Genomic DNA, 12,222 nt, shown 5'->3' on the forward strand with positions numbered 1-12,222 from the left:
TCAGGATTCCGGCGGCACCGTCGCCAGCCAGTGCCGGGCGATGTCGGCGCGCGGCGCGATCCACGCCGCACCGTTGCCTGTGATGTGATTGAGGATGCGGTCGAGCGCGCCGATCCGGCCGGGGCGGCCGATCATGCGCAGATGCAGCCCGATCGACAGCATCTTCGGCGCCGTCGCGCCCTCGCGCACCAGCCAGTCGAAGGCGTCGATGACGTAGTCGGCGAAGTCCGCGCCGCGGAAGCGCGAGCCGTTGAAGAACTGCATGTCGTTGCTGTCGAAGGCGTAAGGCAGCACCAGATGCGGGCGGCCGGCGACGGCGACATAATACGGCAGGTCGTCATTGTAGGCGTCGCTGTCGTAGAGGAAGCCGCCCTGCTCGACCAGCAGCCGCCGCGTGTTGGGCGAGCTCGCCGATCGCGTGTGCCATCCCAGCGGCGGCCTGCCGGTGACGCGCTGGATCGTCTCCACCGTCCGCGCGATCACGCGGCGCTCCTCGGTCTCGCCCATACCGGCGTGGCTCTGCCAGCGCCAGCCATGCGCAGAGACCTCATGGTCGCGCGCCACGGCATTGCGGGCGAGCTCCGGCGAGCGCTCCACCGCGCGGCCGCAGGCGCTGACGGTGACCTTGACGTTGTGGGCGTCGAACAGGTCCATGATGCGCCACCACGCCGCCCGCGTGCCGTATTCGAAATGGCTGTCGATGCAGGGGTCGGGGCCGTCGAGCCGGTGCACGACCTCGTAGATCGCCTCGTTGCTCGCATCGCCGTCGCACACCGAGAATTCCGAGCCCTCCTCGAAATTCACCACCAGCGACACCGCGACGCGTGCGTCGTGGGGCCAACGCGGATGCGGCGGCCTGCCGGCATAGCCCCTGAGATCGCGGCGGAAGGCAGGCTGTGAGGTCATCGTGTCAATCCGCGGTTCCGGCCATGCGGTGCAGGCCGACCAGGCGATCGCTGATCAGCAGCAGCACCAGGGTGCCGGCAAGAATGAGGGTGGAGAGCGCGGCCAACGTCGGATCGGGCGCCTCCTCGATATATTGCAGCATGCGGATCGGCAGCGTCTTGGAGCGGACGTCGGTGAGGAAGATCGAGACCGGATAGTTGTCGAACGAGGCCAGCAGGCTGAACAGCCCTGCGATCAGGAACGACGGCGCCAAAGCCGGCACCATCACCCTGAGCACGCTGCCGGCATAGGTGCAGCCGAGCGTGCGCGCGGCTTCTATCAGGGTGAAGTCGAAGCGGGAGAGCCCGGCGATCATGGTGCGCGCGACGTAAGGCAGCGTCACCACGAGATGCGCCACCAGCAGCGCGCTCCAGGTCGCGGTGAAGCCGACCATGCGGAAATATTGCAGCAGCGCGATGCCGAGCACGAGGCCGGGCATCATCAGGGGCGACACCAGCAGCGTGCCCAGCGCGGTGGCGCCGGGCAGCCTGCCGCGCGCGATGGCGATGGCGGCGAGCGTGCCGGCGACCAGCGACAGCGCGGTCGACAGCACGGCGATCTGCAGCGACAGCGACAGCGACGGCCAGAAGCCGTCGAGCCGGCCGATGCGGCCATACCAGCGCAGCGATGCGCCTGACAGCGGCAGGTCGAACACCGGCGTCGGCGAGAAGCTGGCCGCGGCGATCACGACCAGCGGCAGCAGCAGGAACAATGCGAGCCCGACCGCGAGCGCCCAGCAGATGATGATGGCAAGGCGCGACATCATTTGGGCTCGCGCGACAGCATCGCGCTGAGCGCGACGACGATGACGGCGATCGCCAGCAGCACCACGCCGGCGGCGGCGCCGAAGCCGGGCTCGCGCGCCAGGAGATAAGCCTTGGCGATGGTGGTGGCGAGCGTCGGATATTTCTCGCCGATCAGCAGCGTCGGCACCACATAGGCCGACACCGACAGCGAGAACACCAGGGCGACGCCGGCGATGATGCCCGGCAGGGTCAGCGGCAGGATGACGCGGAAGAACACGACCAGCGGCGAGGCGCCGAGCGTCGCGGCGGCTTCCGCATAGCGCCCGTCCAGCTGCGCCACGACCGCGTAGATCGGCAGCGCCATGAACGGCAGGAAGATATTGACGGCGCCGACGATCAGCGCGGTCTGGGTGAAGATCATGCGGATCGGATCCTCGATGATCCCGACTGCGATCAGCACCGTGTTGATGAGGCCGTCGCTGCGCAGCAGGATGGTCCAGGCGAACGCCTTGACGATGACGGAGGCGGCGAGCGGCAGGAACAAGGTCGCCAGCAGGATCGAGCGCAGTGGGCCGCGCGCACGCGCCAGCGCGAACGCCGCGGGATAGGAGATGAGGAAGGCGATCAGGGTCGTCAGCAGGCCGAGCCGCAGCGAGTTCCAGATGATTCCGAGATAATAGGGCGTGCCGAGCAGCCGGACGTAATGCGCCGAGGTGACGCCGCCCTTGGGGTCGAGCACGCTGACGCCGAGGAGCAGCGCCAGCGGCAGCACGAACACCAGCGCGATGATCAGCAGCGATGGCGCGACGAAGCCGAAGGCGGCGAGCCTGTCGCGATCCGGCGCGGGCTTGACGATCGGTGCTGATAGCACGGCGTCGGTCATGGTCAGGTCTCGGCGGCGAAGGCGAAGGTCTCGGCGACGGGCCAGGCGAAGCGGACCTCGTCATGCACGCGCGGCAGCTCGGCCTCGCGGCCCGAGAGCTCGGCGAGCAGGCTCGCGCCAGCGCCGGCATCGACGTCCACCAGGGTCCGCGAGCCCTGGAACACGACCGACCGAACTCGGCCGGCCGCGGAGTTGGCACCGTCACCAGCGCCCAGCCGCAACTGCTCCGGCCGCGTCGCCACGATCACCGAGGCGCCCGGCTGGAACGCGCCGCGCGCCGACAGGCGGCCGACCGGCGTCACCACCTCCACCGTGCCGTCCTGCGCGCAGACCACCTGGCCGGCGATGCGCGTCGACAGCCCGACGAAGTTGAGCGCGAACAGGCTGGCCGGCCGGGCATACAGCTCGCGCGGCGCGGCGAGCTGCTCGATGCGGCCCTTGTTCATGACCGCGACCCGGTCCGACATCGTCAGCGCCTCGTCCTGGTCATGAGTGACGAAGATCGCGGTCGCCTTGACCTCCTGCAGCAGGCGGCGCAGCTCGACCTGCATCTCCTCGCGCAGCTTGCGATCGAGCGCCGACAGCGCCTCGTCGAACAGCAGCACGTCCGGCTCGACCGCGATCGCCCGCGCCAGCGCGACGCGCTGCTGCTGGCCGCCCGACAGCGCCGAGATGCGGCGGCCGCCGAGATGGCTGAGCTTGACCAGCGCGAGCGCGCGCTCGACCGCGCGGTCGGTCTCGGCCTTGGGCGTGCCGCGCACCTTCAGTCCGAAGGCGACGTTGCCGGCGACGGTGAGATGCGGAAACAGCGCATAGCTCTGGAACACGACGCCGACATTGCGCCGGTGCGGCGGCACATGGGTGACGTCGCGCCCGGCGAGCGCGATCGTCCCGATGTCGGGCGGCGCGAGGCCGGCGATCGCACGCAGCAAGGTGGTCTTGCCGCAGCCGGATGGGCCGAGCAGGGTCACCAGCTCGCCGCGGCGGATCGTGAGATCGACGCGATCGAGCACGGTCGCCGCGCCAAACCGCTTCGAGACCCCGCTGATGACGAGATGCGGAGCGGCGCTCATGTCATCTCCTTGCTCCAGCGATCGACCCAGCCGGCGCGGTTCTTCGCGATGAAGGCCCAGTCGGGCGCGAACAATGTCGCGGGATCGGGATAACCGGCCGGCAGCGGCGTGGCCTGATTGGTCGGCGCGATGAACGCCGTCTTGGCGAGGATGCTCTGCGCCGCCGGGCTGAGATAGAAGTCGATCGCGGCGTCGGCGAGGTCGCCGGCCGGCGCGCCGCTCACCTTGGCGATGCCCGACGGCATCGAGAAGCCGCCATCCCTCGGGATTGCGAGATCGACCGGCGAGCCGTCCGCTTTCCGGATCAGCGTGTAGGCCGAGAACTGGCCGCCGATCATCCAGGCCTCGCCCTGCTCCAGCAGATTGATGGCCTGCGGTGCGTTGGTATAGACGTTCAGCAGATTGGCCTTCAGGCTCTTGATCTTCTTGAAGCCGGCGTCGATTTCGTACTGCGCCTCCTTGTAGGGCTTGCCGGTCTCGAGATGCGCGGCGGCGAGCAGCGTCCAGAACCCTTCGGTGTTGGACAGCGACGGCACGACGATCTTGGAGTCGTATTTCGCGTCCCACAGCTCGGCCCAACTGACGGGCGGCGTCTTCATGCGCCTGGTGGAATAGGCGATGCCCACCCACGGCTTCTGGTAATTGGCCCACATGCCGTCCTGGTGCACGGCGTCGTCGACCAGCTTGCCGAGATTGGGAATCGCCGACGCCGACATCTTGGTGATCAGCCCTTCGGCCGCGGCCGGCAGCATCACCGGGTCGTCCATGATCACCACCGAGATCTTCGGGCTCGCCTTGTCGGCCTGCATCTTCTGCAGATTGGTCAGCGAGTTGGTGCCCTCATAGAGCACCTTGCAGTCGAGCTTCTTCTCCAGCACCGGAAACAGGTCGGAGTTGAAATATTTGGCGGCGCCGGCCGGGCCGCCGATCACGATCTCTTTCGGGGCGGCGCGCACCAAAGCGGGCGCGGCGAAGGTGGCGGCGAAGGCCGCACCGGTCTTCAGGAGGCTGCGGCGGGAGAAGGGGTGCATGAGAGGATCCCGTGTGAGCTGTCGCGTGGCGTGTCACCCGCGATCAGCAAGCGCCGTGCCAAATGTGCACATTTTTGATTCATCAATGAGATCAGCGTTCCGGGCTATGTCTCGGTCCGGACGGCGCCCGGCCGCGGACAGAATGTGCACATTTTTTGGGGGTGACGTGCCGCGCCTTTGGGCCTAGCTAAAACCCCATGGCGATGCGAGCGCAGCGAATCGGGAAGGCCAATCCCGCCGAGGACGAGGCGGTGTACCAGGCCATCCTGCGCGCGCTGTTGGAGGGCAAGCTCAAGGCCGGCACCAAGCTCGCCGAGACGCCGCTCGCCGCGATCTTCGGTGTCTCGCGCGAGCGCATCCGAAAAGTTCTGCACCGGCTCGGCGCCGAGCGGCGGCTGGAGATGATCCCGAACCGTGGCGCGCGGGTGCCGCGGCCGACGCTCGATGATATCAGACGGGTCTATGAGGCACATCGCGTACTCGAGGCCGGCGTGCTCAGCCAGCTGGTGCTGCGGGTCGATGATCTCCTGCTCGCGCGGCTCGATGCGCATCTGGCGGAGGAGCGTGCGGCGGCACAGCGCGGCGATCGCGCGACCTCGGTGCGGCTGTCTGGCGCCTTCCACGTCCATCTCGTCGACTCCATCGGCAATCCCGAGCTGTCGCGCATGCTCGCCGATCTGCTCAGCCGCTCCTCGGTGATGGTGTCGGTGTACGAGCCGGCGGCGCAGTCGATCTGCGCGGTCGACGAGCACGGCGCGATCGTCGACGCGCTGCGCGACCGCGACCTGATGCGCGCGATCGCGGTGTCGCGCGAGCACTTCCTGCATGTCGAGGGCCGGCTGCGGCTCGACGAGGACGCGGCGACGCCGACCCAGGACCTCGCCGCGGTGTTCGCCGGACGGCGGCCGCTGCACGGCAAGCTGCGGTCGGCTTAGTCGGACCGGCCACGTTACTTCGTCGTCAGCGCCGTCACCGGATGCCAATGATGATCCGCCCGCGTGCCTGCCAGGGGCCTGCAGCGCGCGATCATGACCTCGGCGGCGCGATCGCCGGGCTTGAGCGCAAGGACTGCTTCAAACGCCGCGATGGCTGCCTCGAAGTGCTGCGCGCGATAGTCCTGAAGTCCGCACGCGTAGTGTGCGATCCAGCGCACGTCCTGCGCGGCGACATTCTCCGCAAGCCCGACCAGCTCGTGGACGCGCAGGCCCTCTTCGCGGCCATAGACGGCGATGCGGTCGATCTCGCGGGTGAGAAACGCATCGCCCGCCAGCCGCGCGGTGCCCTCGCCGATCAGGATATCGGTGCCGTAGCTCTTGTTGGCGCCCTCCAGCCGGCTCGCGACGTTCACGGCATCGCCGATCACCGTATAGTTGAGACGCACCTCGGAGCCAATGTTGCCGACCAGCATGGGGCCGGAGTTGATGCCGATGCGGATGGCGAGCGGCCGGCCGTCATCGTCGCACAGGCCGCTGGCCTCCACCGCGTCTCGGCACGCCAGCGCGGCGCGGCAGCACAGAACCGCATGATCCGGCTGCGCTGCCGGCGCGCCCCAGAACGCCATCACCGCATCGCCGATGAACTTGTCGATGGTGCCGCCGTGGTCGACGATGACGGTCGAGATCAGGTCGAGATAGCGCGACAGCAGCGGCACGACACGGTCGCCCATGCGCTCCGACAACCCGGTGAAGCCGGCGATGTCGATGAACATCACGCTGAGCTCCTGGACATGGCCGCCCGGCCTGGCGTCGACGCCCTGCCGCAGCAATTGCCGGACGAGATCAGCGGGAATGAACTTGCCGAATGACGACAGCCCGCCGGCCATGTCATGAATGGCGCCGGACAGGCTCGCGATCTCGCGAAGCCGCGAGGGATGACGTCGCACCTGCTCGAGCGCGAAGGCCTCGACGTGACGCAGTTCGGCCACCACACGCCCGAGCGGGGCGGCGATGACGGCACGCGCCAGCGCGGCGGAGGCCAGCGCCGCGAGCACGGCGCCGATGCCGAGACCGATGATCACGCGCCGCAGCGCCGCGTCGACCGGACCGAGAAACTCCGCTTCCGGAATCACCGTGACCAGCGACCAGCCGGGAAACGGCAGCGCCGTGCGCGCGACCTCGAAGGCGCCGTCGCCCGATAGCACGCGCCCGCGCCAGGCCTCGTCGCCTTCGCGCGAGGACCGCATCGCCTGCTGCGCGATCGGCAGCAGCGGCTGGCGGCCCTGCCCGGCATTGACCTCGTCGGCGGTCTCGTCGGGCGCCGCGACCACGCCGCCATCAAGCGCCAGGATGATGGCGGTGCCGGTGCGGCCGACCTGAAGCTGGGCGAGAAAGCGCGAGATGCGCGCGTGCTCGATGATGATGGCGAGCACGCCCTGCCGCTCCTGATAGACATCGATCGGGCCGGCCAGCGCGATCGCCGGGCGGTCTCCGCTCGGATGATGATCGACGCTGAACCAGCGCGGTTCGTCGGCAGCGAGGCTCTCCTTGAACCAGGGCTGGTCGGCGACCTTGAAACGGGTCGGCTCGAAGCGGCGTGTCGCGAACTCGATGTCACCGGGCACGACGTCGTATTCATCGACGCGGCGCTGGCCGGGATGATCGGTCAGCGAGATCTCCATCATCTCCAGGCGCCGGTCGCCGAGCTTGTGGGCGGCGAAGAACGAGCCGTCCGGCCAGCCGAACGCCGCCGATGAGATCGTCGCCTGCGACTGCAGCTGCGACAGGAACACGAATTCGCGCTTGTCCGCCTCGCGGGTGTCGAGCACGTTCTGCAGGAACAGCGTGCGGATGGCGGTGTGCGCGGCGCGCGCCTCGCTGACGATCGCGCTCACCTCCTTGCGCACGGCGCCCGCGATCTGCGCGTTGATGGTGCTCGCGAGCTGACGGCTGATCGCCTCCGAGGTGCGCCACCACAACAGACTCGAGGCAAGGGCCGTCAGCAGGATCGCGGTCAGCACCAGGGCCGACACGGCGAAGCGGATGCTGACGGTCAGCCGCTCGTCGGCGGCGCCTCGGCGCGGCACTCGGCTCTTTGCGCTCGCCATCATCGCAGGTGGATCTCCGATCGGACCGATCGGCGCGCGGGGCGGCACGCGAGCGGGAGCCGCCAGACTGCGCTCCGATGGCGTGAACCGCCAATGCCGGCCGGCTAAGTCGATGATGCCTGCAAAGCATTGGCACTTCGAGTCGGCTTGCGCTCGACTAGGGCAGCTCCCAAGCACGCAATACCGCTCACAGGGTCGTGAGCGGAGTCGCCACGTAACATTGTCGTGGCTGCGGGCGAAGGAGAGATGCGCGTCGCCAAGCGAGCGACGCAGAACACGAGAGGAATTGTCATGTCCGCCAAGAGAACCGTCACCACGCTGGCGCTCGCCGGCGCCGTCAGCACCGCGCTCGCAAGCCTCGCAATGGCCGGGCCACTGACCAAGGCCGAAGCGGAAGCCGCAATGGCCGCCAAGAAGGAGAAATGCTTCGGCGTTGCCCTGAAGGGCCAGAACGATTGCGCCGCCGGTCCCGGCACGACCTGCCAGGGCACCTCCACGATCGACTTCCAGGGCAACGCGTGGAAATTCGTCCAGGGCGGCACCTGCACCAGCATCGACGTCCCCGGCGGCCGCAAGGGCTCGCTCAAGCCGATCTGATCGCTCTCGTTCACCCCAAGCGGAAAGCGGAGACGCAGCATGCGCACCGATGCCCCCCCTGCACCGGGCCCCACCATGCCGCTTCGCTTTCCGCCACCTCTCGGCGGCGTGGCCGGGACCAGCTTCAAGCCGTCGCACCTGGCCGCCATCCTGGCGGAAGCGCCGCAGTGCGGTTTCTTCGAGGTGCACGCCGAGAACTACATGGGCGCCGGCGGGCCGCCGCATCATCAGCTCGAGGCGATCCGCAGGGATCATCCGCTGTCGATCCACGGCGTCTGCATGTCGATCGGCGGCCCGCAGCCGCTCGATCGCGACCACCTCGCGCGCTTCCGCAAGCTCGTCGCCCGCTATCAGCCAAGCCTCGTCTCCGAGCATCTGGCATGGTCGACGCACGATGCGACGTTCTTCAACGACCTGCTGCCGTTGCCCTACACGACGGCCACGCTGGCACGGGTCTGCGACCATATCGATGAGGTGCAGAGCGCGATCCGCCGGCCGATCCTGCTGGAAAATCCGTCGACCTACGTCGCCTTTCACGACTCGACGATGAGCGAGACCGACTTCATCCGCGCCATCGTCCGCCGCACCGGCTGCGGGCTCCTGCTCGACCTCAACAACGTGTTCGTCTCCGCGATCAATCATGGCTTCTCGCCACAGGACTATCTGGCCGACGTTCCGCTCGCCGCTGTCGGGGAGATCCATCTCGCCGGTCACGCCGTGCAGGCCGACGATGAAGGCGAGCCGCTGCTGATCGACAGCCATGACGGCCCCGTCGCCTATGATGTGTGGGCCCTGTTCGCCAGCGTGGTCGCGCGCAACGGTCCGATGCCGACGCTGATCGAATGGGACAGCAACATTCCGGATTGGCCGGTGCTGAAGGCAGAGGCCGCGGCCGCGCAGGCGATTCTCGATGACCACGCACCCGACTGCTCGCAAGAGGTGCGCGATGCCGCAGCCTGAGCATATGTCCGACTATGCCGCTCAGTTCGCCGCGGCGCTGCTGACGCCGGATCGCGCGACGCCTGTCGCCGTCAGGGGTCCGCTGGCCAAGGCGGCCGGGCGCCGGTTCAACGTCTACCGCAACAACGTCACGGTCAGCCTGATCGAGTCGCTCGTCGCGATCTATCCGGCGGTGCAGCGCATCACCGGGCCCGACTTCTTCCGCGCGATGGCGCGGGCGCATGTACGCGAAACGCCGCCGACGTCGCCGCTGCTCGTCGACTATGGACGCGACTTCCCCGCTTTCATCGCAGCTTACGAGCACGCTCGGACGATGCCGTTCCTGACGGACGTCGCACAGATCGAGCGGGCCTGGCTCGACGCCTATCACGCGGCAGACGCCGCGCCGCTCGACGGCGCCACGCTGGCGACGGTGCCGCCCGAGCGGTTGCCCGAGCTGCGCTTCGCCGCTCATCCCGCCACCCGCATCGTGCGCTCGGATTTCGCGGCGGTGACGATCTTCTCGGCCAATCGCGGCGATGCCCCGGTGCCGCGCATCGACGGCTCGGTCCCGGAGGACGCGCTGATCACGCGGCCCGCGTTCGACGTCGCCGTGCGCCACCTGCCGCGGGGCGGCGCGATCTTCGCGAGCCTGCTGATCACGCGGCAGCCGCTCGGCGTGGCCGCGGAAGCCGCGTTCGAGGCAGCGCCGGAGTTCGATCTCGCCACCAACATTGCCGGCCTGATCGAGGCCGGCGCCTTCACGGACATCGGTTTCGAGGACGCATGATGACGACGGACCACTCCATGGCGCCGACCGCGACACTGTCGCTGCCTTCCCTCGTCGGCCAGACCGTGCGGCTGCTGCAGAGCGCGACCCCGCTCACCCTGGTCCAACTCGTCACCCGCATTGCGCTGGCGGTGCCGTTCTGGCGCTCGGGCATTCTCAAATGGGACGGCTTTCTCAGGCTGAGCGACACCGCCGTGACGCTGTTCAGCGACGAGTTCATGCTGCATCTGCCCGGCGGTCCCTACCACTTTCCCATGCCGACGGTGATGGCGTTCCTGTCGGGCTGCGGCGAGGTCACCTTCCCCGTCCTGCTCATTCTCGGCCTCGGTACCCGCTTCGCGGCACTCGGCCTGCTGTTCATGACATGCATCGTCGAGCTCACGGTGCCCGACGGCTGGCCGATCCATCTGACCTGGGCCGCGATGGCGCTGGGCCTCATTGCCCATGGCGGTGGAAAGATCTCGCTCGATCACGTCCTCGGCGGGCTGTTCGGCGGCGCGCACCAGGGCAGCGCGAGCCGTGGCATGTAGTAGCCGCGCCACTCGCAGACCTCCTCGGGCCCCTTGCGCTTGAGCGCCATCTTGACCGGCTCGGCCTGGCTGATGCCGACATGGAGTGCGAGCAGCACCGCGCCGATCGGATAGGCGAAGCGGGAAAAGCGCAGGTCCGACAGACGATCGAGCAGGACCATGCCGGCGATGATGATCAGGGGATCGGTGAAGACGAAGTACTCGACCTTCAGCCCGCGGCGGACGCCGAGCGTGTCGATGCCGATGGCCGCCAGCATCAGGAGGACGGCTTGGATGGCCGCCTGCCGCTCACCGCGGCGCCAGGCCATGACGATGCCGGGGATGATCAGCCAGGTCAGGAACACGGCGGGGCGGGCCGACGATTGCAGCACGAAGGTGTAGCGCCGGATGACCCCGAGGACGCCGGACAGCAACAGGCCGATCGCACCGCCCAGGCTGCCGGCGGCCTCGGGCGCGTCGACATAGGTGATCATCTTCTCGAGCGGATTGAGCACTACCACGACATCGTTGATGTCGTAGCTCAACTTCAGTGCCAGCAGGCCGAGGCTTGCGCCGGCCACCGCCGCCAGCAGCGCCGCGACGGTCTCGGCCGCGCTCACGCGCCATAACCACGCGAAGGCGGCCATGCAGACCGCGACCACGCCGAGCAGCGCGAACTGATAGAGGCCGAAGCGGCCGAGCAGCATCGGCTTGAGGCCGGCAGCCGTCGCATTGACGGGGTCGAAGCCGGCGGCGACCAGCGGCCAGGCGGCCATCGCGGCGACTATTGCCGCCACGGCAGCGACCATGACGGCCGCCCACGCGCGCGAGCTTTGCCAGAACGCCACGCTTGCGCTCGTCGCCGTCCCGAACGGCAACAGCAGCACGGGAATGGCGGCGATCAGCAGGATCGCATGCACCTTGTTCTCCAGGCCGAGCATGCAGAGCAGCGCGGCGAGTCCGGCGGCGAGCGGCCGCATCAGGCTGGCGCGGCGCGCGACCGCGATCAGGATCATCAGCGCGAGGATGCAGAACGACGCCGCGATCATCTCGCTGCGCAGGATGCGCAGATGCATCTGCACGCCGCCGGAGAACGCGAAGGCGGTGACGGCGAGCATGGCGATGCGCCAATCCGACACCAGCCGGCGCGCGGCCCAAGCAAAGGCGAGGATGATGCCGGCCGCCGTCAGCAGCGCGGCGACGCGTCCGGCATGGACGGCGCCGGTCATCGCGACATCGAAGGCGGCGCGATCGGCCGGGATCGCCGACAATGTCCAGGCCTCAAGCAGGCCGAGCCGATGCAGCAACGCGAACCAGGTCTTGACCGAGAGGATGGTGAGATAGGCCGGGTGATCGAAGAAGGCCTGTGCGCCGCCATCGTTGATGGCGAGCGCATTGTAGATCACCATGAAGTCCATGTCGGCATTGCGCCAATAGACGGTGAAATAGCCGGCGGTCAGGAACGACACGAGCGACAGCAGCAGCGCGACCGCGACCCCGCCGCGCCAGCCGAAGCGCGTCAGGCGGTCGAGGGCGTCGGGAAAGGGAGCCGATGCTTTCGGTACCGCTTTCTCCGTCATGCGCAGGCTTGTCCCACGCATCCATGTCGGCCCTCATCGACGAAAGAAGACGTCGATGGCCGGGTCAAGCCCGGCCATGACGATGT

At 68.4% G+C, this 12,222-nt stretch carries 12 protein-coding genes; 5 read left to right on the plus strand and 7 right to left on the minus strand.

Going from position 1 to position 12,222, the window contains the following annotated elements; translation table 11 throughout:
• Genes QW887_RS32195 through QW887_RS32215 form a run of 5 tightly spaced genes read right to left on the minus strand, consistent with a single transcriptional unit; the run spans position 1 to position 4,678 of the window.
• Entirely contained in the window at positions 1-906 is a 906-nt protein-coding gene (locus QW887_RS32195; RefSeq protein WP_316195909.1) for a polysaccharide deacetylase family protein, read from the minus strand.
• Between the two features lie 4 nt (positions 907-910).
• On the minus strand, positions 911-1,711 hold the full coding sequence (locus QW887_RS32200) for an ABC transporter permease (protein ID WP_315715972.1): 801 nt from the start codon (positions 1,709-1,711) through the stop codon (positions 911-913).
• Positions 1,708-2,574: an ABC transporter permease gene (locus QW887_RS32205; RefSeq protein ID WP_316195912.1), complete on the minus strand. Its 867-nt coding sequence runs from the start codon at positions 2,572-2,574 to the stop codon at positions 1,708-1,710. Before QW887_RS32205 ends, QW887_RS32200 begins: the two co-directional genes overlap by 4 nt.
• 2 nt (positions 2,575-2,576) lie before the next feature.
• Positions 2,577-3,647, minus strand: coding sequence for an ABC transporter ATP-binding protein (locus tag QW887_RS32210; RefSeq protein ID WP_316195914.1), 1,071 nt, complete (start codon positions 3,645-3,647; stop codon positions 2,577-2,579).
• Positions 3,644-4,678 carry an extracellular solute-binding protein gene (locus QW887_RS32215; protein ID WP_316195916.1) on the minus strand — a complete coding sequence of 345 codons (1,035 nt, stop codon included), beginning with the start codon at positions 4,676-4,678 and terminating at the stop codon, positions 3,644-3,646. The genes QW887_RS32210 and QW887_RS32215 overlap by 4 nt, the downstream gene beginning before the upstream one ends.
• 197 nt (positions 4,679-4,875) lie before the next feature.
• On the opposite strand from QW887_RS32215, the gene QW887_RS32220 reads away from it, so the two are divergent.
• Positions 4,876-5,613, plus strand: a complete 738-nt coding sequence (locus tag QW887_RS32220; RefSeq protein ID WP_316195918.1) for a GntR family transcriptional regulator — start codon at positions 4,876-4,878, stop codon at positions 5,611-5,613.
• Between the two features lie 14 nt (positions 5,614-5,627).
• Here QW887_RS32220 and QW887_RS32225 read toward each other — a convergent pair whose 3' ends face one another.
• Positions 5,628-7,724: an adenylate/guanylate cyclase domain-containing protein gene (locus tag QW887_RS32225; RefSeq protein WP_316195920.1), complete on the minus strand. Its 2,097-nt coding sequence runs from the start codon at positions 7,722-7,724 to the stop codon at positions 5,628-5,630.
• Between the two features lie 288 nt (positions 7,725-8,012).
• On the opposite strand from QW887_RS32225, the gene QW887_RS32230 reads away from it, so the two are divergent.
• Genes QW887_RS32230 through QW887_RS32245 form a run of 4 tightly spaced genes read left to right on the plus strand, consistent with a single transcriptional unit; the run spans position 8,013 to position 10,577 of the window.
• Positions 8,013-8,318: a DUF2282 domain-containing protein gene (locus QW887_RS32230; protein ID WP_315715966.1), complete on the plus strand. Its 306-nt coding sequence runs from the start codon at positions 8,013-8,015 to the stop codon at positions 8,316-8,318.
• 39 nt (positions 8,319-8,357) lie between these two features.
• Positions 8,358-9,278 carry a DUF692 domain-containing protein gene (locus tag QW887_RS32235; RefSeq protein WP_315715965.1) on the plus strand — a complete coding sequence of 307 codons (921 nt, stop codon included), beginning with the start codon at positions 8,358-8,360 and terminating at the stop codon, positions 9,276-9,278.
• Positions 9,265-10,047: a DNA-binding domain-containing protein gene (locus tag QW887_RS32240; protein ID WP_316195922.1), complete on the plus strand. Its 783-nt coding sequence runs from the start codon at positions 9,265-9,267 to the stop codon at positions 10,045-10,047. The genes QW887_RS32235 and QW887_RS32240 overlap by 14 nt, the downstream gene beginning before the upstream one ends.
• Entirely contained in the window at positions 10,047-10,577 is a 531-nt protein-coding gene (locus tag QW887_RS32245; RefSeq protein ID WP_410052171.1) for a DoxX family protein, read from the plus strand. Before QW887_RS32240 ends, QW887_RS32245 begins: the two co-directional genes overlap by 1 nt.
• Here QW887_RS32245 and QW887_RS32250 read toward each other — a convergent pair.
• Positions 10,517-12,136: a hypothetical protein gene (locus tag QW887_RS32250; protein ID WP_316195926.1), complete on the minus strand. Its 1,620-nt coding sequence runs from the start codon at positions 12,134-12,136 to the stop codon at positions 10,517-10,519. The genes QW887_RS32245 and QW887_RS32250 overlap by 61 nt on opposite strands.
• Positions 12,137-12,222 lie beyond the last annotated feature (86 nt).

The organism is Bradyrhizobium sp. SZCCHNRI3052 (assembly GCF_032484895.1).
In the GTDB taxonomy this organism is placed as follows: Bacteria; Pseudomonadota; Alphaproteobacteria; order Rhizobiales; family Xanthobacteraceae; genus Bradyrhizobium.